We start from the raw sequence: 19,648 nt of genomic DNA on the forward strand, positions 1-19,648 counted from the left end.
CTGCCCGTGCCGCATGTCGCTTGCGTTGGTGTCTGTGCAAGCAGATGAAAAGGGAATGCGTCAGCGGTTTTCCGTCAAACGCAGCCGCCCCCGCGACCGTGACCGGAGAGGGTGCCCAAATGCCACTGGCTGCTGGCCGGGAAGGCGGGACATCCGACAGAGCGCCGCTCTGACATCCGCAAGCCGGGAGACCTGCCAACGCCCGAAGACAAACCGGACGGGGTGTTCCGGTGTCGGGCCCATGTCCGCAACGTGGCCCGCGCATACCCCGTCCCCCGACAACCGAGTGAGGGGGGATGAGAGACGTGACCGAGACCACACCAGTTGAACTGCTGGTCTGCACCACCTGCCGACGCGGGCTGCCCATCGAGGATGACGCCCAACGCCCCGGCACGCTGCTGCACAAGGCGCTGGCTGCTGCCGACCTGCCCGAGGGCATCACCCTGAAGCCGGTCGAATGCCTGTCGAACTGCGATCAGGGCTGCTCGATCGTTCTGCGCGGCGGGCCGTCGCGCTGGACCTTCGTCTATGAAAACCTGAACGAATCCGACCATGTCGAGATCATCGTCGAAGGCGCCACCAAATATCTGGCCGCCGATGATGGCCTTGTGAAATGGCGCGACCGCCCTGAACATTTCCGCAAGAACTGCGCCGCCCGCATTCCCCCGATTGGAGCCTGAGCATGAGCACCCTCGAAAAACTTCCCGTCACCGTCATCACCGGCTTTCTCGGCTCGGGCAAGACCACGCTGATCCGCCATCTGATGCAAAACCCGCAGGGCAAGCGGCTGGCCGTGGTGGTCAACGAATTCGGCGACGTGGGCGTCGATGGCGAAATCCTGAAAAGCTGCGCGATCCCCGACTGCCCGGCGGAAAACATCATGGAACTGGCCAATGGCTGCATCTGCTGCACCGTGGCCGATGACTTCATCCCCACGATCGAGGCGCTGATGGCGCTCGACCCGCGCCCCGATCACATCCTGATCGAAACCAGCGGTCTGGCCCTGCCGAAACCGCTGCTCAAGGCGTTCGACTGGCCCGACATCCGTTCCAAGATCACCGTGGACGGCGTGATCGCTCTGGCCGATGCCGAGGCCGTGGCCGCAGGCCGCTTCGCCCCGAATGTCGCGGCGGTGGATGCCCAGCGCATGGCCGATGACTCGATCGACCACGAAACGCCCCTGTCCGAGGTGTTCGAGGATCAGATCTCGTGCGCCGACATCATCCTGCTGACCAAGCCTGACCTGGCCGGCCCCGAAGGCGTGGCCAAGGCGCGCGAGATCATCGCCGCCGAGGCGCCCCGCCCCCTGCCCGTGGTCGAAGTGGCCGAGGGTGCGGTGGACGTGCGCGTGGTGCTGGGGCTGGAGGCCGCAGCCGAGGACGACATGGACGCCCGCCCCTCGCATCACGATGGCCATGACGACCACGAACATGACGATTTCGAAAGCATTGTGGTCGAGCTGCCAGAACAGACCGACCCGGCGCAGCTGGTCGCCAATATCGAGCGTCTGGCGAACGAGCTGAACATCCTGCGGGTCAAGGGCTATGCCGCCGTTCAGGGCAAGCCGATGCGCCTGCTGGTCCAGGCGGTCGGCGCGCGGGTGCGGCACCAGTATGACCGCCCGTGGAAACCCGAGGAAGAGCGCCGCTCGCGCCTTGTGGTCATCGCCGAGCATGACGACATCGACGAGGCCGCGATCCGCGGCATCCTGACGGGCGTCACCGAGGCCGCCGAGTAAGCACCGATGCACGTCGTCTTCCGCGAAAGCCACGGGCTCGAAGAAACCGAGACCCCGACCGATCTGGGCCAGAGCCCGGCGGATCTGGTGGTGCTGTCCTTTTCGGACAGCGATCTGGGTGCTTTCGCGGCCGGCTGGCATCGCGGCGGCGGGCCCGAGGGGCGGATGCCCTCGTTGCGGCTGGCCAACCTGACGGCGCTGAAGCACCCGTTGTCGGTCGACACCTATGTTGAGCAGACGCTGGAGGGCGCCAAGGGCATCCTGATCCGGCTGATCGGCGGCGTGCCCTATTGGTCCTACGGGTTGCAGCAGGTGCTGGCGCTGGCGCAGGCCAAAGGCATCGCGCTGGCGGTGCTGCCCGCCGACGGGCGCGAGGATACGCGGTTGGACGATTATTCCACCCTGCCGGTCTCGACCCTGCGGCGGCTGGCGCATCTGTGCGACACCGGTGGCGAGGTCGCGGCCCAGGCGGCGCTGGCGCAGATGGCGCTGGCGGCGGGGCTGTATGCCGGGCCGGTGATGGGGGCCAAGACCCTGCCCGACTGCGGCGCATGGTGCCCGAATCGCGGCGTGATCGCCCCCGAGGACGCATTCGCGGGCGAAGGCCGACGCATCATCGTGACCTTCTACCGCGCCTACCTGACCTCGGCCGATACCGCACCGGTCGCGGCCCTGATCCGGGAAATCCGCGCGCGGGGTCATCAAGCGGTGGGGCTGTTTGCGCCCTCGCTCAAGGCGCCTGCGGCGGCGGAATGGCTGGCCGAGATTATCCCCGAGATGACGCCCTCGGCGATCATCAATGCCACCTCGTTTTCGGGCAAGGGCGCGTCGGGCACATCGCCCTTGGACGTGGCGGGCGTGCCGGTATTTCAGGTCGCGCTGGCCACTTCGCGCCGCAAGGCCTGGGCCGAGGCCGAACGCGGCCTGTCGCCTGCCGATCTGGCCATGCATGTGGTCCTGCCCGAGGTGGACGGGCGTATCACGGCCGGCGTTGCCTCGTTCAAGGAACCGGGCAAGCGCGATCCGCATCTGGAATATTCCCGCTTCGCCCACCGCCCCGAGCCCGACCGGATCACCGCCATCGTCGACCGGGCGATGGCCTGGGTGGACCTGGCCGAAAAACCGAAGGCGCAACAGGTCCCCGCGCTGGTCCTTTCCACCTATCCGGGCAAAGACTGGCAGATGGCCCATGCGGTGGGGCTGGACGCGCTGGCCTCGGCCGAGGCGATCCTGTCCGACCTGCAAGGCGCGGGCTATGACACCGCCCCCGCCGAACCGATGTCCGACACGCTGCTGGGCGCCCGGATTTCATGGCCGGTCTCGGCCTACCGCGCGGCGCTGGCGCACCTGCCCGAGGCATTGCGCACCGATCTGGACACCGTCTGGGGCGCGCCCGAGAGCGACCCGGCCTGCGCCGATGGGGCCTTCCACTTCACCGCGCTTCGGCGCGGCAAGGCGCTGGTGGCGCTGCAGCCCGAACGCGGCACGCCCGAGTTGCGCGACGACGAATATCACGACCTGTCGCGCACGCCCCGGCACGGCTATGTGGCCTTCTACCTGTGGCTGCGGCACCAGTTGGGGGCGGATGCGCTGATCCATGTCGGCGCGCACGGCACGCTGGAATGGCTGCCGGGCAAATCGGTGGCCCTGTCGGCCGAGTGCTGGCCCGAGGCGCTGATTGGCGATCTGCCTGTGATCTACCCGTTCATCGTGAACGACCCGGGCGAGGCCGCGCAGGCCAAGCGCCGGATCGGGGCCGTCACGCTGGGCCACATCCCGCCACCGATGAAACAGAGCAGCACGCCCGACCGCATGGTGCGGCTGGAATCGCTGCTGGACGAGTTCTCGAACGCCGACGGGTTGGACCCCAGGCGGCGCGACCGGCTGCAGGCCGATATCCGCGACGAGGCGCAGGCCATCGGGCTCGAGGCCGATCTGGGGCTGGATCAGGCCACCAGCACCGCTGAGGCGATCACCCGCATCGACCGCTTCGTCTGCGACATCAAGGAAAGCCAGTTCGGCGACGGGCTGCACGTCTTTGGCCGCGCGCCTCAGGGTGCGGGCAATTTCGACGCCGCTGCCTCAGCACAGGCCGAACGGCAGGCCCTGCTGGATGCACTGGCCGGAAAGCGGATCGAGGCCGGGCCGTCCGGCTCGCCCTATCGCGGGCGCACCGACGTGCTGCCCACGGGGCGCAACCTGTTCACCACAGATCCGCGCTCGGTCCCCACCCGCGCCTCCTATGCGCAGGGGGTGAAGCTGGCCGAAGAACTGGTGCGCCGCCATCTGCAAGAGGAAGGCGATTATCCCAAGGGCCTGATCGTCGATCTGTGGGGCTCGGCCACGATGCGGACGGCGGGCGAGGAATTCGCAATGGCATTGCACCTGCTGGGCGTCAAACCGGTCTGGGATCCGGGGTCCGAGCGCGTGAGCGGGATCGAGGTTCTGCCGATCACCGATCTGGAGCGCCCGCGGCTGGACGTGACCCTGCGCGTCTCGGGCTTGTTCCGCGACGTGTTCCCGACCCTTTCGGCGCTGTTCGGTCAGGCGGTCCGGGCGCTGTCCGAGCGCGACGAGGCGCCGGACTGGAACCCTTATGCGGGCCAGCCGCCCGCCGCCCGCGTCTATGGCCCGGCGCCGGGCAGCTATGGGCTGAACATGACCCACCTGTCCGAGACCTATACCGACGAGGCGCGCGCGCAGGCCGGTCAGGCCTGGCTGGACGCCAGCGCCTTTGCCTTCGAGGGCGAGCACATCGCCCATGACCCCGACGGGATCACCCAGCGCGTGGCGCAGGCCGACAGCTTCGTACACCTGCAGGACCTGACCGAGACTGACCTTCTGCTGGCCAATGACTATGCCACGCATGAGGCCGGATTTGCCGCTGCCAAAAAGCTGACCGGCGGGCAGGCGCAGCTGTACCACCTGGACAATACCCGCCCCGAAACGCCCCTTGCCCGCACCCTGCCCGAGGAAATCAGCCGCGTGGTCCATGCGCGCGCGGCCAATCCCGACTGGATCGCCGGGATGCAGCGCCACGGCTTCCGCGGTGCGGCCGAGATCGCGGCGACGCTGGATCACATGGCCTCGTTCGCGCATTTGTCAGGCAGCGTCGCCCCGCATCTGTTCGACCTCTATCACGACGCGACCCTCGGAAACCCCGAGGTGGACGCCTTTTTGCAGGAAGCCAACCCGCAGGCCCATCAGGCCATGCAGGACAGGTTCCGCGCACTTTACGAGGCCGGGTTGTGGAACACCCGCCGCAACTCGATCCGCGCCGATCTGGAGGGGTTGGGTTGAGCGCCCCGGTAGTTCAGGGCTGGTGCCCCGGCGCGCATCGCCCGATGATGTCGGGCGATGGGCTGGTCGTACGGGTGCGCCCGCGTCTGGCCCGGCTCAGCGCCGCGCAAACGCTGGGGCTGTGCGATCTGGCCTTGCGGTTCGGCAACGGCACCATCGACCTGACCAACCGCGCCAACCTGCAACTGCGCGGCGTGGCCGATGCCGACCATCAGGCGCTGCTGGCAGAGCTGTCGGCGCTGAACCTGCTGGATGCCGAACCGGGCATTGAAACCCGGCGCAACATCCTTGTGTCGCCGCTGTACCAATTCGGCGACCTGACTGCGCGCCTGACGCAGGCATTGATCGACCGGCTGGGCGATCTGCCCGCCCTGCCCGCCAAGTTCGGATTTGCGGTGGATACCGGTGAGGCACGGCTGCTGGCCGGGGACTCGGCCGATATTCGGCTAGAGCGGGGACTTTCGGGCCTGATCCTGCGCGCCGACGGGGTCGAGACCGGCCGTTTGGTGACCGAGGACGCTGCGATCGACTGCGTGATCGAACTGGCCCAGTGGTTCTCCGAGCGCTTCACTTCTGACATCCGCCGCATGGCCCGCCTGATCGCGGTGCAGGCTCTGCCCGACGAATGGCAGGGCCACGCCCCCGGCCCCACGGCACCGGCGCTGCACCCCGGCAACAGCGCAATCGGCCCGATCTATGGCGCGGCCTTCGGGCAACTGCCCTCCGCCGAGTTGCGCGCACTAGTCGAGGCCTCGGGCGCCACCGCCCTGCGCGTCACGCCCTGGCGGCTGTTCCTGCTGGAAGGCGGGGCGGCGATCCCGGCCCCGGCCTTCGTGACCGACGGCGCCGACCCCCTGTTGACCACCGACGCCTGCTCCGGCGCGCCATTCTGCCCGCAGGCGCAGGCTGAGACCCGCGCCATCGCCCGCGCGCTGGCCCCGCGCGTGTCCGGCAGTCTGCATGTCTCGGGCTGCGCCAAGGGCTGCGCACGCATGGGCGCGGCCGATCTGACGCTGGTGGGCCGCGATGGGCGATTTGATCTTGTAAAACACGGCCGCGCGGGGGATGAGCCCGTCCAGCGCGGGCTGGACCCCGAAACACTGAAGACCATGGACCTGACCTGATGCCCTATGAATACGAAACCGACGGCGCGGCGATCTACAAGCAATCCTTCGCCACGATCCGGTCCGAGGCCGATCTGGCCCGCTTTGATCCGGACGAAGAGCAGGTCGCCGTCCGCATGATCCATGCCGCCGGGATGGTCGGGCTGGAAGAATTCATCCATTTCTCGGACGGCTTCGTGCGCACCGCCCGCGCCGCGCTGGAAAACGGCGCGCCGATCCTGTGCGACGCGCGGATGGTGTCCGAAGGCGTCACACGCTTTCGACTGCCCGCTGACAACCAGGTCATCTGCACCCTGCATGACGAGCGCGTGCGCGCGCTGGCCGAGAAGATGGGCAACACCCGATCCGCCGCCGCGCTGGAACTGTGGCGCCCGCATCTGGAGGGTGCGCTGGTGGCCATCGGCAACGCGCCCACGGCGCTGTTTCACCTGTTGAACATGCTCGAGGACCCCGACTGCCCCCGCCCCGCCGCAATCATCGGCTGCCCCGTGGGCTTTGTCGGCGCGGTCGAATCCAAGGACGCCCTGTGGGAGGCCCAGCCGGTGCCCAGCTGCATCGTCAAGGGCCGCTTGGGCGGCAGCGCCATCACCGTTGCCGCGATCAACGCCATCGCAAGCCGGGCGGAATGAGCATGGGCACGATCTATGGCGTGGGCCTCGGCCCAGGCGACCCCGATTTGATGAGCGTCCGGGCCGACCGCCTGTTGCGCGGCGCGAAACACGTGGCCTATTTCCGCAAGCCCGGCCGCACCGGGCAGGCGCGCAAGATCGTGAACGGGATGATCCGCGACGATGCGGTCGAGTTTCCCATGGAATACCCGGTCACGACCGAGATCCCGGTAACCGATCCGCGCTACAACGCACTGCTGGCCGAGTTCTACGAACGCTGCACCGCGCGCTTGAAAGAGCTGGCCGATCAGGGCGAGGACGTGGTGGTGCTGTGCGAGGGAGACCCGTTCTTCTACGGCTCGTTCATGCATCTCTACAGCCGCCTGCGCGACGTCGTGCCCGTCGAGGTGGTGCCGGCGATCACCGGCATGTCGGGCGCATGGACGGCCTCGGGCGATCCGATCACCTGGGGCGATGACATCCTCACGGTGCTGATGGGAACCCTTCCCGAAGATGTTCTGGCAGACCGCATGGCGCGCACCGACGCGCTGGTGGTGATGAAGATCGGCCGCAACATCGACAAGGTGAAACGCGCGCTGAAAACGGCGGGCCTGTTCGACCGGGCCTGGATCGTGGAATACGCGCAGATGCCCAACCAGACCGTTCGCAAGCTGAGCGACGCCTGCACCGAGGTCACGCCCTATTTCTCGATCATCATCGTGCACGGACAGGGGCGGCGGCCATGAGCGGCTGGGTCAAGATCGCCGGGCTTGGCCCCGGAAACGAGGCGCTGGTGACCTCCGAGGTGACCGCCGCCTTGGCCGAGGCGACTGATGTGGTGGGCTATATTCCCTACGTCGCGCGGGTGGCCAAACGGCCGGGCCTGACCCTGCACGCCAGCGACAACCGAGTCGAGATCGACCGCTCGCAGCACGCGCTGCGCATGGCGGCCGAGGGCAAGCGGGTGGTCGTGGTCTCGTCGGGCGATCCGGGCGTGTTTGCCATGGCCGCCGCCGTGTTCGAGGCGCTGGAAACCGGCCCGGACACCTGGCGTGAAATCCCTGTCGAGGTTCTGCCCGGCATCACCGCCATGCTGGCCGCGGCAGCCCGGGCGGGCGCGCCGCTGGGCCATGATTTCTGCGCCATCAACCTCAGCGACAACCTCAAGCCATGGGCCGTGATCGAGAAACGCCTGCGGCTGGCCGCGCAGGCCGATTTCGCAATGGCCTTTTACAATCCACGCTCGAAGTCGCGGCCCGAAGGCTTTGTGAAGACACTGGAAATCCTGCGGCAGGAATGCGAACCCGAGCGTCTGATCCTGTTCGCCCGCGCCGTGTCACGCCCAGACGAGGCGATCTGCATCGCGACCCTGGCCGAGGCAACGCCCGACATGGCCGACATGCAGACGGTGGTGATCGTCGGCTCATCCCTGACCCGCGTCATCGAGCGGCCCATCGGCCCCATCGTCTATACGCCAAGGTCCACGCCGGAATGAGCCAGCCAGTCCAGAACCTGCGGCACGCTTGTCAACTCGACCCGGCGGGGCAGCCTGGGCCGGTCGATCATCAGCACCGGGATGTCCAACGCTCGCGCGGCGTCCAGCTTGGCGCGCGCGCCGGTGCCGCCGGCGTTCTTGGACACCACCAGTTCGGTCCGGTGCCGGCGCATCAGCGCCGTATCGTCTTCAACCGTAAAAGGCCCGCGCGACACGACCACGTCGCAATCGGCGAAGGGCAGCGGGCCGGGCTCATCGACCAGCCGCAGAAGATAGTGGTGCTGGGGCTGCGCCGCGAAATCCTCGAGATGCATGCGCCCCACCGCAAGGAACACCCGACGCGGCGGACCGGCCAGCGCGTCGACGGCGCTGGCGATGTCGGGCACGTGTTGCCACCGGTCGCCGGGCACGGCTGTCCATTCTGCGCGGGTCAGCGCGGCCAACGGCGTCTGCGTCTGTTGGCAGGCAGCGATGGCATTGCGGCTCATCTGCGCGGCAAAGGGATGGGTGGCGTCGATCACATGGGTCACGCCGGTGTCTCGGATGTAACCCGCCAAACCCTCGGCCCCGCCAAAGCCACCCACGCGCGTCGGCAGCGGTTGCGGCCGCGGGTTGTCGACCCGGCCCGCATAGGAATAGGTTGCCGCCACACCCAAATCCGCCACGGCGCGGGCCAATGCGTTGGCCTCGGTCGTGCCGCCAAGGATCAGGAGGTTGGGCATGTCTGAAACTCCGTGGCTGACCATTCTGGGCCTGGGCGAGGATGGACTGGATGGCCTCTCGGCCGCAAGCCGTCAAGAGCTGGAGCGCGCCGAGGTCATCATGGGCCCGCCGCGGCACCTGTCGCTGGTTCCCGAAACCGGAGCCGAACGCATCGAATGGCCGGTGCCGTTCGCCGACGGGCTACCCATCCTGCAAGGGCTGAAGGGCCAGCGCACGGTGGTTCTGGCCTCGGGTGATCCGTTCTGGTTTGGCGCCGGGTCGGTGATCGCGCGCAATTTCGCCCCTTGGGAGTGGGCGGCACGACCGGGCCAGTCGACCTTCTCGCTGGCAGCCGCGCGGTTGGGCTGGCCTTTGGAAAGCACTGCCACCTTCGGCCTGCACGCTGCCCCTCTGACCCGCCTGCGTCCGCATCTGTCACGCGGCCTGCGCGCCATCATCCTGCTGCGCGACGGGGCCGCGGTGGCCGAGCTGGCCCGCTATCTGACCGAGACCGGGTTCGGCGACACGACCCTGCACGTGATGGAGGCCCTCGGCGGCCCTCGGGAACGCGCGCGCAGCATGTCCCTGACCGAAGCCTTGCTGGGCGCGTTCGAGCATCCGGTCTGCGTCGCGCTCGAGGTTTCGGGCGACGGGCGTGCGTTGCCGTTGGCCTCGGGAAAACCCGACGAGATTTTCGAGACCGACGGGCAGATCACCAAACGGCCGGTGCGCGCGCTGACCCTGTCGGCGCTGGCGCCCACGCGGGGCGAACATCTGTGGGACATCGGCGGCGGCAGCGGATCGGTCGGCATCGAATGGCTGATGTGCGACCCGTCCCTGACGGCCACCACGATCGAGCCGCGCGCAGACCGCGCCGCGCGAATCCGCGCCAATGCCGACGCGCTGGGACAGGATCGGTTGCAGGTCATCCACGGCCGGGCACCCGATGCGCTGGACGGCCTGCCCTTGCCTGACGTGGTGTTCATCGGCGGTGGGCTGAGCGACGCGCTGCTGGGCTGGCTTGCGGCCAACCTGCCCTCGGGCACCCGGCTGGTCGCCAACGCCGTGACGCTGGAAAGCGAAGCGGTGCTGAGCCAATGGCACGCCAAGCTGGGCGGAGACTTGCTGCGGATCGAGCTGGCGCAAGCCGGCGACCTCGGCCCCCGGCGCGGTTGGAAATCGGCCTATCCGGTCGTTCAGTGGAGCGTGACCCTATGATCGTGGCCGGGCTTGGATTTTCGTCCACCGCGACCTGCGCCAGCCTGCGGGCCGCGTTCGACCGCGCCACCGCCGGGCACGCGGTGGACGCGCTGGCCACCGCCGCCGACAAGGCCGGCCATCCGGCGCTGGCCGAATTTGCCGCCGCCTCGGCCCTGCCCCTGCATTTCGCGGACCCGGCCGATCTGGCCGGGCAACGCACGCTCACCTGCTCGCCCCGCAGCCGCGCCACCCATGGCACCGGCAGCGTGGCCGAAGCTTCCGCCCTCGCCGCCGCCGGACCGGGCGCGCGGCTGCTTTCACCCCGACAGATCTCGGACGACCGGCTTGCCACCTGCGCGGTCGCCATCGGAGGACAGACATGACCGTTCATTTCATAGGCGCCGGACCGGGCGCCGCCGACCTTCTGACCCTGCGCGGACGCGACATCATCGCCGCTTGCCCGGTGTGCCTGTATGCCGGGTCGCTGGTGCCCGAGGAGATCCTGGCCCACTGCCCCGAAGGCGCCCGGATCGTGAATACCGCGCCGATGGATCTGGATCAGATCATGGCCGAAATTCAAGCCGCCCATGACGCCGGTCAGGACGTGGCCCGGCTGCATTCGGGCGACCTGTCGGTCTGGTCGGCGATGGGCGAACAGATCCGGCGCCTGAAACAGATGGGCATTCCAGTCAACGTGACCCCCGGCGTTCCGTCCTTTGCCGCCGCGGCAGCCGCTTTGGGCACCGAACTGACCCTGCCCGGGCTGGCGCAATCGGTGGTGCTGACGCGGACGCCGGGGCGCGCCTCGTCCATGCCCGCGGGCGAAACGCTGGAAAACTTCGCCCGCACCGGCGCCACGCTGGCCATCCACCTGTCGATCGGCAATCTGGACAAGGTGGTGGCCGACCTGACTCCCGCCTATGGCGACGATTGCCCCGTGGCTGTTGTGTACCGCGCGAGCTGGCCGGATGAGCGGATCATCCGCGCCACGCTGGGCACGTTGAAGGACTCGCTGGACGAAAGCATCTCGCGCACCGCGCTGATCCTGGTCGGGCCGGCACTGGCCGGTGATGGATTCGACGAAAGCTGTCTGTATTCAAAGACCTATGACCGTCGCTATCGTCCGCAAAGCGCCGACAGCCCGTGGTCGAGCTGGAGTCACGGCGATGACTAACCCGCCCGGACTGCTGATCTCGGCCCCATCCTCGGGCACGGGCAAGACCACGGTGATGCTGGGCCTGCTGCGCGCGCTGGCCGAGGACGGGCTGACGGTGCAGCCCTTCAAGAGCGGTCCCGACTACATCGACCCGGCCTTTCACCGGGCGGCGGCGGGGCGGGCCTCGTTCAACCTGGACAGCTGGGCGATGGGCGCGCCGTTACTGGGCGCGATTGCGGCGCAGGCCGAAGGCGCCGACATCGTGGTGGCCGAAGGGTCGATGGGCCTGTTCGACGGGGTCGCAAAGCCGGGCGAGCTGGGCCACGGGTCCAGCGCCGAGACCGCGCTGCGCATGGGTTGGCCGGTGGTTCTTGTGCTGGATGTGGGCGGTCAGGCGCAATCGGCCGCCGCTACGGCGCTGGGGTTCCGGATGTACAACCCCGACCTGCCCTTTGCCGGTGTGATTCTGAACCGCTGCGCCAGCCCGCGCCACGAACGCCTGACCCGTCTGGGGATGGAGCGCGCGGGCCTGCCGGTTCTGGGCGTATTGCCCCGGCGCGGCGACCTAACCCTGCCCGAGCGGCATCTGGGCCTGATCCAAGCGGTCGAGCACCCCGATCTGGAAAGCGCGATTGCCGGCTACGCGGCCTTTCTGCGCGCGCATGTGGATCTGGAGGCGATCAAGAGGGCGGTCTCCTCGGGCCCCGCGGGGCCGTCGTCGGCCGCGCTGCCGCGCCCTCCGGCGCAACGGATCGCACTGGCCCGGGACGCGGCGTTTTCCTTTACCTATCCGCATCTTCTGGAAGGCTGGCGGGCGGCCGGGGCCGAGATTCTGCAGTTCTCTCCGCTGGCGGACGAGGCGCCGGCCCCTGATGCCGATCTGGTCTGGTTGCCCGGCGGGTACCCCGAACTGCACGCCGGAACCCTGGCTGCGGCAGACCGGTTCCTGACCGGCTTGCGCAATCATGCCGAAACGCGGCCCGTGCATGGCGAATGCGGCGGCTACATGGCCCTGGGCGAAGGGCTGATCGACAAGGATGGCACCCGCCACCGGATGGCCGGGCTGCTGGGTCTGGTCACCTCGTACGAGAAGCGCAAGTTCAACCTGGGCTATCGCCGGGCCGAGTTGCTGGCCGACATGCCCGGGTTCTCGGCCGGGACCGCGCTGCGGGGGCACGAGTTCCACTATTCCTCGATCGTCGAGCAGCCCGACGTGCCCTTGGCACGGGTTTTTGACGCCGAAGGCGCTGAAGGTCCGCAGACCGGATCGCGCCGCGGACATGTCACCGGTACGTTCTTCCATCTGATCGCAGAGGCCAGCGCATGAGCGGTTTCGTTTCCTTCATCGGGTCCGGTCCCGGCGACCCGGAATTGTTGACCCTCAAGGCCGTGGACCGGCTGCAAAAGGCCGATGCGGTACTGTTCGACGATCTCAGCAGCGGGCCGATCCTGAGCCATGCGCGCAAGGAGGCCGACCTTGTGGGCGTGGGCAAGCGCGCCGGGCGGCCCTCGCCCAAGCAGGACCATGTCAGCCGCCTGCTGGTCGAGTACGCCCAGACCGGCCAGCGGATCGTGCGGCTGAAATCGGGCGATGGCGGCCTGTTCGGACGGCTAGAGGAGGAACTGGTGGCCCTGCGCGCTGCCGGGGTCGCCTACGAGATCATTCCGGGCATCCCCTCAGCCATTGCCGCGGCTGCCGCGGCAGGCATCCCGCTGACCCGGCGGCTGACTGCGCGGCGGGTGCAATTCGTCACCGGCCACGATGTCAGCGGCAAGCTGCCCGAGGATCTGAACCTGCCCGCGCTGGCCGACCCGGGTGCGACGACGGTGGTGTTCATGGGCAAGCGCACCTTTCCCCTGCTGGCGCAGGCGCTGCACGCGCATGGGCTGCCGCTGGACACCCTAGCGCTGATGGCCGAGTCGGTCTCGACGCCTGAGCAATCGCTGCACCGGTCCACCGTCGGCGCCCTGGCCGAGCGCCTGGGCTCCGAGGTCGGCACTGCACCTGCGCTGATCCTTTATGGTCCGCTGGCGGAGTTCGACGATGATTGATCTGGTCTTGATCGGAATCGGCACCGGCAACCCAGACCACGTGACCTTTCAGGGCGCTCAGGCGATCCGCGCGGCCGATCTGATCCTGATCCCCCGCAAGGGCGCCAACAAGGCCGATCTGGCCGGCGTGCGCGAGGAAATCATCCGCAAGGTCACTGACACACCGCCCCAAATCGCCTATTTCGACATTCCCGAACGCCGGTCGCAGGATGGCTATCTGCGCGGCGTGGATGAATGGCACGACGCGATCGCCCTGCGCTGGCAGGAGGCGATGGCCCGGCACCCCGACGCGCGCACCGTCGCCCTGCTGATCTGGGGCGACCCGTCGCTCTATGACAGTTCGCTGCGAATCGCGGCGCGGCTGGACCCGCAGCCGAACACCACGGTGATCCCCGGCATCACGGCGCTGCAGGCGCTGACGGCGGCCCATGCCATGCCAATCAACGAGATCGGCGCGCCTTATCTGGTCACCACCGGCCGGCGCATCCGCGACGAGGGCTGGCCCAGCGACGCCGATACGGTTGCGGTGATGCTGGATGGCGAATGTTCGTTCCAGATGCTGGACATGGCCGATTTTGACATCTGGTGGGGGGCTTACGTGGGTATGCCCGAGCAGATCCTGATCAAAGGCCCGCTGGCCGATGTGGCCGATGAGATCCTGCGCACCCGCACCGAGGCCCGCGCCTGGCACGGGTGGATCATGGATATCTATGTTCTGAAAAAGCGCGGGAATTGACGCGAAAGGTCGCAAATGGCGATTGCGCCACAGCGGCATTCACGTCTAAATGGACTGGTCTGGTCCTGCCGGAGACATCCGGATGCTAAGAGGGAATTTGGTGCGGCCTGCGCGCAGGTCAAATCCGAAGCCGCCCCCGCGACTGTAAGCGGTGAGCCCTGTTCAACCAGCCACTCCCGATCCGTTCGGGGGGAAGGCGAACAGAGGCGCTGACCCGCAAGCCAGGAGACCTGCCAGGCGAACAATGAAACACCGGCCGTCGGGTGCGGCGGCACAGGAGGACAGAAAATGACGACACAAACGCAAACCGCATCAACGGCACGCGCTGGCATTCTTTCGGCAGTGTTCGCGGCAGCCCTGGGCCTGGGGATCATCACCCTGGCTGGTCACGTTCAGGCATCGGCGCTGCATGACGCCGCGCATGACGTGCGCCACGCAACCGGCTTCCCCTGCCACTAAACCAATGTTCAGTCGCATTCTGACCAGCGCGTTGTTCGCTGGTGCTGCAGCCGGGTTGATCGTCGCCCTGCTGCAGTTGGTATTCGTGCAGCCCGTGTTGCTGCATGCTGAACTCTATGAATCCGGAGAGCTGGTGCATTTCGGAGCCGAAGCCGTCTCGGCCCATCCCGAACTGCCGGGCATGTTCTCGGACCTGACCCGCGACGGGCTGAGCGTGGTGTTCACCATGCTGACCTATACCGGCTATGCGCTGGTTCTGGTCGCCCTGATGTCGCTGGCCGAAGCGCAAGGCCACCCTGTTGACGGGCGCACGGGCGTGCTGTGGGGCCTGGCCGGTTTCATCGCCTTTCACCTGGCGCCGGGCTTCACCCTGGCCCCCGAGGTTCCGGGTGTTGCCGCAGCCGACGTGTTCGCGCGGCAGATCTGGTGGTGGGCAACCGTCGCGGCTGCTGGTGTGGCCATGTGGCTGATCGCCTTTGGTGGCAACATCGTCAGCTATCTGGTTGCGGCCGTGCTGTTGATGGCCCCGCACCTGATCGGCGCGCCGGAACCCGACGTGTTCACCGGGCCGGTTCCGACCGAGATCGGGGCCCTGTTCGCAGCACGCGCCTTTGGCGTCGGCCTTGTGGCCTGGGTGCTGCTGGGTTCGTTTGCCGGGTATTTCTGGCAAAGCGAGGGCAAGCGCGTCGAAGCCGCGGCCTGATCCCCGAAATCCCACGACCCGCCGGCGCCCAACCGGCGGGTCATTTGCTTTTCAAGGAAACATGATGACACGCTCGCTTGCTCTTTTCGCGATCGGTCTGGTCTTTGGTGGGGGTGCCGGGTTCGTGCTGGCCGCGGCCAACGGCGTCACCTTCGATGGCCACGACCATTCCGACCCCGCCCAACATGGCGGCCATCACGCCGAGGCCATGGCCCATGACCACAGCGCCGCCATCAACCTGCCCGCCGGACCGGACGCGCCGGGGCTGGAGATCGCCGTCTCCCCCGACCCGATGGCGGGTTGGAACCTGCATGTGATGCCAAAAAACTTCCGCTTCTCGCCGGAGAACGCCTCGCTGGACAACAAGCCCGGCGAAGGCCATGCGCATGTCTATGTAAACGGCGTCAAGCTGGCCCGGCTTTATGGCAACTGGATGCACATTTCGGACCTGCCCAAGGGCGACACTACCATCGAGGTCTCGCTGAACGCCAACAGCCACAGCCCGCTGGCCGTGGATGGGGTGCCGGTCAGCGCGTCCGTCACGGTTCAGGTGGACTGAAGCGCAGGGATCCGCGCCCGCAAACACAAGCGAAGCCGCCCGCACGGCCGGGCGTCTTCGATCCAGCCATTCGGGCCGTTCAGAATGGTCCGACAGGTCGCCGCAATGTCATCGGCATCGGCAACCGGATCGATCCCCGAAAACACGTAGGACGCCAGGCTTTCCCCCTGCATCGCCACCACGGTCGGCTCGTCGCAGCCGCTGAAACAGGCGTGCTCGGCAATCTCGACCCGCCCGTCCAGTCCCGCAGCGCGCAGGGCGTCCGATACGGCCTGACGCTCGGCCAGCAAGTCGCGCTCGCCCGCGCAGCTGCTGCAGATCAAAACACGCATGCCACTCGCCTGCCTTTTCCGTTTCACACTGTCGCTTGTGCGGGTTTCGCACCCCCGGCGCAAGCCCGCCACCCACGATATTGTGACTGTACGCAGCCGGGAATTCGGGAAGACTCGGGTAAACCATGACCTGGAGAGCCCGTGATGAAACATCTTGTGTTTTTTCTCGGCCTGCTGGCGCTTCCCGCGCTGGCGGCCGATATCGAACCCAGGCCGGGTTGGGCCGTCCACCCGACGACCAAGACCCATGACGCGCTGGTGGCCGACACGATCGCGGCGGTCAAGGCAAACGGTCTGATCGTGGTCACGCAGGCCGGGCCGACCAAGGCCGCCGCCGCGCGCGGCATCACCATTCCGGGCAATCGGGTGATCGGGGTCTTCAACAACGACTATGCGGTGCGGATTCTGGAACAATCGGTGCCCGCGATGATCGAGGCGCCGATCCGCCTGTACGTCACGGAAAACGAGGACGGGACCGCGACGCTGTCCTACAAGACGCCCAGCCTAGTCTTTGCCCCCTACACCGGCGGCTCCGACGCCTTGCCCGCGATTGCCGAAGAGTTGGACGCCAAATTCGCCGCCATCGCCGATTTGGCTGTCAAATAGTCACACTGGCGTGATGCGGCTTGCGCCGGCCCGGAACCTCCGCAATCTGCTGCGCAACGGAACTTACGGAGCTTGTTCGATGCAGGACCTGTCCCCCCGCGCTGCGGACCTTTTGGCGCAACGGCTGTACGAGGCCGGGTGCCGCCACGCCTTCGGCATGCCCGGGGGCGAGGTATTGACCCTGGTCGATGCGCTGGAACAGGCCGGGATCACCTTTCACCTGACCAAACACGAAAACTCGGCCGGTTTCATGGCCGAGGCGGTGCATCACCGCGATGGCGCGCCGGCGATTCTGGTGGCGACTCTGGGTCCGGGGGCCATGAACGGCATCAATGTCGTGGCCAACGCGCTGCAGGACCGGGTGCCGATGATCGTGCTGACCGGCTGCGTCGATGCCGACGAAGCGCTGACCTACACTCATCAGATCATGGATCACGCGCAGGTCTATCGCTCGATTACAAAGGGTACGTTCACCCTGACGGCCAAGGGCGCCGACATCATCGCCGACAAAGCGGTGTCGCTGGCCACGCAGGCGCGACCGGGGCCGGTGCATATCGACGTACCGATCTCGGTCGCCGATACCCGGGTGTCTATCGCCAAGCGCCGACGGCTGACCCGGGCCGCCCGCGTCGCGCCCGAGGGCACATGCCTGGAGAAGGCCCGCCGCTGGGTGGCCGAGGCCGAGCGTCCGCTGGCGATCATCGGGCTGGACGTGCTGTATGACGACTCGCGCAGCGTGGTGCGGGCGTTTCTGGAACATTTCGGCATCCCGTTCGTCACGACCTACAAGGCCAAGGGCGTGGTGCCCGAGGATCACCCGCTGTGCCTGGGGGGCGCGGGGCTGTCGCCCTTGGCCGACACGCAGCTTGTGCCGCTGGTCGAACAGGCCGACCTGATCCTGTGCCTGGGCTATGACCCCATCGAAATGCGCCCCGGCTGGCGCGAGATCTGGGACCCGGACGAGAAACGCGTGATCGACATCTCGGCCGTGGTGAATGACCACTACATGCATCAGGCGGGGCTGAACCTGGTGGCCGATACCGGCGCCACCCTTGAAGCGATCGCCAAGGGCAACCCTGCGCGACCGACGTGGCCCCAAGGCCAACCGGCGCAGGTCAAGGCCGCCTTGGCCGCGGCCTTTCCCACCGACGACGACTGGGGCCCCGCCGCCGTGATCGCCGAGGCTCGCGATACCCTGCCCCCCGAAACCTTGGCCACCGCAGACAGCGGCGCGCACCGCATCCTTCTCAGCCAGATGTGGCAATGCTCCGAGGCGCGCGGCCTGATCCAGTCTTCGGCGCTGTGCACGATGGGCTGCGCCGTTCCGATGGCGATCGGCCTGAAACTGGCCGAACCCGACCGCCCGGTCATCAGCTTTTCCGGCGATGCCGGGTTCCTGATGGTGGCCGGTGAGTTGTCGACCGCCGCGGAAATGGGAGGAAACCCGATCTTTCTGGTCTTTGTCGATGCCAGCCTGGCACTGATCGAACTGAAGCAGCGCCAGCGCCAGATGGGCAACCGGGGCGTCGATTTCGACCGGCATGACTATGCCGCGATGGGCCGGGCGTTCGGCGGCAACGGCCACACCGTGCGCAACCGTGCCGAACTGCGCGCTGCGCTGAAGGCCGCGATGGCCGCCGACACGTTAACCGTGATCGCCGCCGAGATCGACCGCGGAGGCTATGATGGCCGCATCTGACGGGCCGCTGAAGGGCGTCAAGGTTCTGGATCTGTCACGCATTCTGGCCGGGCCGACCTGCACGCAGCTGCTTGGCGATCTGGGCGCCAGCGTGATCAAGGTGGAAAACCCGGCCACCGGTGGCGACGATACCCGCCAGTGGGGGCCGCCCTATGTCACCGATGCGGATGGCAACCCGACCGATCAGAGCGCCTATTTCATGGCCGCGAACCGCAACAAGAAGTCCGTCGCCATCGATATCGCCACGCCAGAGGGGCAGGCACAGATCCGGCGGCTGGCCTCTCATGCTGACATCCTCATCGAGAATTTCAAACCCGGCGGGCTGGCCAAATACGGGCTGGACCATGAAACCCTCTCGCGGGACTTTCCGGGGCTGATCTACTGTTCGATCTCGGGCTACGGCCAGACCGGCCCGAACGCGGCCAAGCCGGGCTATGACCTGATGGCGCAGGGCTATGGCGGGATCATGTCGCTGACGGGCGAACCGGACGGAGCCCCTATGAAAGTGGGCGTTGGCATCGCCGACGTGATGTGTGGCATGTACGCGACCGTCGGCATACTGGCGGCGCTGCGCCACCGGGATCAGACCGGCGAAGGCCAGCAGATCGACATCGCACTAGTCGACAGCCAGATCGCATGGCTGATCAACGAGGGCGTGAACTATCTGACCTCGAGCCAGGTTCCACAGCGGCGCGGGAATGGGCACCCCAACATCGTGCCCTACGATGTTTATGAAACCGCCGATGGACACGTCATTCTGGCCGTGGGAAATGACAGCCAGTTCCGGCGTTTCTGCGGCTTTCTGAAGCTGGGTCACCTGCCCGACGATACGCGGTTCGCCACCAACCCGGCCCGGCTGGAACACCGCGACGCATTGAACGCCGTTCTGCGGCCCGCGCTACAGCGGCTGGAGACCAAGGCCGTCATCGATGGCCTGGAGGCGCTGAAAGTGCCGGTCGGGCCGGTTCAGACGCTGGATCAGGTCTTTGCCTCGGATCAGGTGGCGGCGCGGGGGATGCAAGTGGATATGCCAGCCCGGCCCGGCCCGGTGCGGCTGATCGGGAATCCATTGAAGTTGTCCCGCAGCCCGGTGACCTATCGCTCTGCTCCGCCCGAGTTCGGCGCTGACACGCAAGCGGTTCTGAACGCGGAAAACCCCTTCGAGGATTGAAACACTCT

The 19,648-nt window shown here is 67.4% G+C and carries 21 protein-coding genes and 2 riboswitches; of the genes, 19 read left to right on the forward strand and 2 right to left on the reverse strand.

What is annotated here, in order from left to right:
- Window positions 1–9: 9 nt before the first annotated feature.
- A riboswitch (cobalamin riboswitch) is annotated at window positions 10–214 on the forward strand.
- A gap of 82 nt (window positions 215–296) precedes the next feature.
- From GOW72_RS08410 to cobJ, 7 genes are read left to right on the forward strand one after another with little or no spacing between them, the layout of a single operon-like run.
- On the forward strand, window positions 297–680 hold the full coding sequence (locus tag GOW72_RS08410) for a DUF1636 family protein (RefSeq protein WP_093962591.1): 384 nt from the start codon (window positions 297–299) through the stop codon (window positions 678–680).
- A gap of 2 nt (window positions 681–682) precedes the next feature.
- The gene (cobW, locus tag GOW72_RS08415) at window positions 683–1,738 is read left to right on the forward strand and encodes a cobalamin biosynthesis protein CobW (protein ID WP_170366528.1); all 1,056 of its coding nucleotides are present in this window, start codon (window positions 683–685) and stop codon (window positions 1,736–1,738) included.
- Window positions 1,739–1,744: 6 nt separating this feature from the next.
- Window positions 1,745–5,038: a cobaltochelatase subunit CobN gene (gene cobN / locus GOW72_RS08420; RefSeq protein ID WP_170366529.1), complete on the forward strand. Its 3,294-nt coding sequence runs from the start codon at window positions 1,745–1,747 to the stop codon at window positions 5,036–5,038.
- On the forward strand, window positions 5,035–6,162 hold the full coding sequence (gene cobG, locus GOW72_RS08425; RefSeq protein ID WP_170366530.1) for a precorrin-3B synthase: 1,128 nt from the start codon (window positions 5,035–5,037) through the stop codon (window positions 6,160–6,162). The genes cobN and cobG overlap by 4 nt, the downstream gene beginning before the upstream one ends.
- On the forward strand, window positions 6,162–6,791 hold the full coding sequence (locus GOW72_RS08430; RefSeq protein ID WP_170366531.1) for a precorrin-8X methylmutase: 630 nt from the start codon (window positions 6,162–6,164) through the stop codon (window positions 6,789–6,791). The genes cobG and GOW72_RS08430 overlap by 1 nt, the downstream gene beginning before the upstream one ends.
- Window positions 6,788–7,516: a precorrin-2 C(20)-methyltransferase gene (locus tag GOW72_RS08435; RefSeq protein WP_170366532.1), complete on the forward strand. Its 729-nt coding sequence runs from the start codon at window positions 6,788–6,790 to the stop codon at window positions 7,514–7,516. Before GOW72_RS08430 ends, GOW72_RS08435 begins: the two co-directional genes overlap by 4 nt.
- Window positions 7,513–8,265 carry a precorrin-3B C(17)-methyltransferase gene (gene cobJ / locus GOW72_RS08440; RefSeq protein ID WP_170366533.1) on the forward strand — a complete coding sequence of 251 codons (753 nt, stop codon included), beginning with the start codon at window positions 7,513–7,515 and terminating at the stop codon, window positions 8,263–8,265. Before GOW72_RS08435 ends, cobJ begins: the two co-directional genes overlap by 4 nt.
- Here the strand turns inward: cobJ and GOW72_RS08445 are convergent.
- Window positions 8,238–8,987, reverse strand: a complete 750-nt coding sequence (locus GOW72_RS08445) for a cobalt-precorrin-6A reductase (protein ID WP_170338205.1) — start codon at window positions 8,985–8,987, stop codon at window positions 8,238–8,240. The two genes, cobJ and GOW72_RS08445, sit on opposite strands and share 28 nt — an antisense overlap.
- On the opposite strand from GOW72_RS08445, the gene cbiE reads away from it, so the two are divergent.
- The 9 genes from cbiE to GOW72_RS08490 all read left to right on the forward strand — a co-directional run bounded on the left by cbiE (window position 8,986) and on the right by GOW72_RS08490 (window position 15,832).
- Window positions 8,986–10,185 carry a precorrin-6y C5,15-methyltransferase (decarboxylating) subunit CbiE gene (gene cbiE, locus GOW72_RS08450; RefSeq protein WP_170366534.1) on the forward strand — a complete coding sequence of 400 codons (1,200 nt, stop codon included), beginning with the start codon at window positions 8,986–8,988 and terminating at the stop codon, window positions 10,183–10,185. The genes GOW72_RS08445 and cbiE overlap by 2 nt on opposite strands.
- Window positions 10,182–10,550, forward strand: coding sequence for a cobalamin biosynthesis protein (locus GOW72_RS08455; RefSeq protein WP_170366775.1), 369 nt, complete (start codon window positions 10,182–10,184; stop codon window positions 10,548–10,550). Before cbiE ends, GOW72_RS08455 begins: the two co-directional genes overlap by 4 nt.
- Window positions 10,547–11,341, forward strand: a complete 795-nt coding sequence (gene cobM / locus GOW72_RS08460; protein ID WP_170366535.1) for a precorrin-4 C(11)-methyltransferase — start codon at window positions 10,547–10,549, stop codon at window positions 11,339–11,341. Before GOW72_RS08455 ends, cobM begins: the two co-directional genes overlap by 4 nt.
- On the forward strand, window positions 11,334–12,650 hold the full coding sequence (locus GOW72_RS08465) for a cobyrinic acid a,c-diamide synthase CobB (RefSeq protein WP_170366536.1): 1,317 nt from the start codon (window positions 11,334–11,336) through the stop codon (window positions 12,648–12,650). Before cobM ends, GOW72_RS08465 begins: the two co-directional genes overlap by 8 nt.
- Window positions 12,647–13,375, forward strand: coding sequence for a uroporphyrinogen-III C-methyltransferase (cobA, locus tag GOW72_RS08470; protein ID WP_170366537.1), 729 nt, complete (start codon window positions 12,647–12,649; stop codon window positions 13,373–13,375). Before GOW72_RS08465 ends, cobA begins: the two co-directional genes overlap by 4 nt.
- A complete protein-coding gene (gene cobF / locus GOW72_RS08475) occupies window positions 13,368–14,111 on the forward strand; it encodes a precorrin-6A synthase (deacetylating) (protein ID WP_170366538.1) in 744 nt (247 codons plus the stop codon). Before cobA ends, cobF begins: the two co-directional genes overlap by 8 nt.
- A gap of 43 nt (window positions 14,112–14,154) precedes the next feature.
- A riboswitch (cobalamin riboswitch) is annotated at window positions 14,155–14,363 on the forward strand.
- 36 nt (window positions 14,364–14,399) lie between these two features.
- The gene (locus tag GOW72_RS08480) at window positions 14,400–14,570 is read left to right on the forward strand and encodes a CbtB domain-containing protein (protein WP_005981986.1); all 171 of its coding nucleotides are present in this window, start codon (window positions 14,400–14,402) and stop codon (window positions 14,568–14,570) included.
- A gap of 4 nt (window positions 14,571–14,574) precedes the next feature.
- Window positions 14,575–15,273, forward strand: coding sequence for a CbtA family protein (locus GOW72_RS08485; RefSeq protein ID WP_170337718.1), 699 nt, complete (start codon window positions 14,575–14,577; stop codon window positions 15,271–15,273).
- 64 nt (window positions 15,274–15,337) lie between these two features.
- A complete protein-coding gene (locus GOW72_RS08490) occupies window positions 15,338–15,832 on the forward strand; it encodes a hypothetical protein (RefSeq protein WP_170338190.1) in 495 nt (164 codons plus the stop codon).
- Here GOW72_RS08490 and GOW72_RS08495 read toward each other — a convergent pair.
- The gene (locus GOW72_RS08495; protein ID WP_170366539.1) at window positions 15,820–16,164 is read right to left on the reverse strand and encodes a DUF1636 family protein; all 345 of its coding nucleotides are present in this window, start codon (window positions 16,162–16,164) and stop codon (window positions 15,820–15,822) included. The two genes, GOW72_RS08490 and GOW72_RS08495, sit on opposite strands and share 13 nt — an antisense overlap.
- Window positions 16,165–16,308: 144 nt before the next feature.
- On the opposite strand from GOW72_RS08495, the gene GOW72_RS08500 reads away from it, so the two are divergent.
- From GOW72_RS08500 to GOW72_RS08510, 3 genes are all read left to right on the forward strand, one after another.
- The gene (locus GOW72_RS08500; protein WP_170366540.1) at window positions 16,309–16,770 is read left to right on the forward strand and encodes a DUF302 domain-containing protein; all 462 of its coding nucleotides are present in this window, start codon (window positions 16,309–16,311) and stop codon (window positions 16,768–16,770) included.
- Between the two features lie 79 nt (window positions 16,771–16,849).
- A complete protein-coding gene (locus tag GOW72_RS08505; RefSeq protein WP_170366541.1) occupies window positions 16,850–18,469 on the forward strand; it encodes a thiamine pyrophosphate-binding protein in 1,620 nt (539 codons plus the stop codon).
- Window positions 18,456–19,640: a CaiB/BaiF CoA transferase family protein gene (locus GOW72_RS08510; RefSeq protein ID WP_170366542.1), complete on the forward strand. Its 1,185-nt coding sequence runs from the start codon at window positions 18,456–18,458 to the stop codon at window positions 19,638–19,640. The genes GOW72_RS08505 and GOW72_RS08510 overlap by 14 nt, the downstream gene beginning before the upstream one ends.
- Window positions 19,641–19,648: the final 8 nt, after the last annotated feature.

Source organism: Ruegeria arenilitoris (genome assembly GCF_013032855.1).
Lineage (GTDB): Bacteria > Pseudomonadota > Alphaproteobacteria > Rhodobacterales > Rhodobacteraceae > Ruegeria > Ruegeria arenilitoris.

What these genes read in the sequence shown, in the direction of transcription:
- GOW72_RS08410 (WP_093962591.1), top strand. Translation starts at nt 297, where the DNA reads ATGAGAGACGTGACCGAGACCACACCAGTTGAACTGCTGGTCTGCACC.
- cobW (WP_170366528.1), top strand. Translation starts at nt 683, where the DNA reads ATGAGCACCCTCGAAAAACTTCCCGTCACCGTCATCACCGGCTTTCTC.
- GOW72_RS08480 (WP_005981986.1), top strand. Translation starts at nt 14,400, where the DNA reads ATGACGACACAAACGCAAACCGCATCAACGGCACGCGCTGGCATTCTT.
- cobA (WP_170366537.1), top strand. Translation starts at nt 12,647, where the DNA reads ATGAGCGGTTTCGTTTCCTTCATCGGGTCCGGTCCCGGCGACCCGGAA.
- cobM (WP_170366535.1), top strand. Translation starts at nt 10,547, where the DNA reads ATGACCGTTCATTTCATAGGCGCCGGACCGGGCGCCGCCGACCTTCTG.
- GOW72_RS08490 (WP_170338190.1), top strand. Translation starts at nt 15,338, where the DNA reads ATGACACGCTCGCTTGCTCTTTTCGCGATCGGTCTGGTCTTTGGTGGG.
- cobN (WP_170366529.1), top strand. Translation starts at nt 1,745, where the DNA reads ATGCACGTCGTCTTCCGCGAAAGCCACGGGCTCGAAGAAACCGAGACC.
- GOW72_RS08455 (WP_170366775.1), top strand. Translation starts at nt 10,182, where the DNA reads ATGATCGTGGCCGGGCTTGGATTTTCGTCCACCGCGACCTGCGCCAGC.
- cbiE (WP_170366534.1), top strand. Translation starts at nt 8,986, where the DNA reads ATGTCTGAAACTCCGTGGCTGACCATTCTGGGCCTGGGCGAGGATGGA.
- cobJ (WP_170366533.1), top strand. Translation starts at nt 7,513, where the DNA reads ATGAGCGGCTGGGTCAAGATCGCCGGGCTTGGCCCCGGAAACGAGGCG.
- GOW72_RS08465 (WP_170366536.1), top strand. Translation starts at nt 11,334, where the DNA reads ATGACTAACCCGCCCGGACTGCTGATCTCGGCCCCATCCTCGGGCACG.
- GOW72_RS08435 (WP_170366532.1), top strand. Translation starts at nt 6,788, where the DNA reads ATGAGCATGGGCACGATCTATGGCGTGGGCCTCGGCCCAGGCGACCCC.
- GOW72_RS08445 (WP_170338205.1), bottom strand. Translation starts at nt 8,987, where the DNA reads ATGCCCAACCTCCTGATCCTTGGCGGCACGACCGAGGCCAACGCATTG.
- GOW72_RS08485 (WP_170337718.1), top strand. Translation starts at nt 14,575, where the DNA reads ATGTTCAGTCGCATTCTGACCAGCGCGTTGTTCGCTGGTGCTGCAGCC.
- cobF (WP_170366538.1), top strand. Translation starts at nt 13,368, where the DNA reads ATGATTGATCTGGTCTTGATCGGAATCGGCACCGGCAACCCAGACCAC.
- GOW72_RS08510 (WP_170366542.1), top strand. Translation starts at nt 18,456, where the DNA reads ATGGCCGCATCTGACGGGCCGCTGAAGGGCGTCAAGGTTCTGGATCTG.
- GOW72_RS08505 (WP_170366541.1), top strand. Translation starts at nt 16,850, where the DNA reads ATGCAGGACCTGTCCCCCCGCGCTGCGGACCTTTTGGCGCAACGGCTG.
- GOW72_RS08495 (WP_170366539.1), bottom strand. Translation starts at nt 16,164, where the DNA reads ATGCGTGTTTTGATCTGCAGCAGCTGCGCGGGCGAGCGCGACTTGCTG.
- GOW72_RS08500 (WP_170366540.1), top strand. Translation starts at nt 16,309, where the DNA reads ATGAAACATCTTGTGTTTTTTCTCGGCCTGCTGGCGCTTCCCGCGCTG.
- GOW72_RS08430 (WP_170366531.1), top strand. Translation starts at nt 6,162, where the DNA reads ATGCCCTATGAATACGAAACCGACGGCGCGGCGATCTACAAGCAATCC.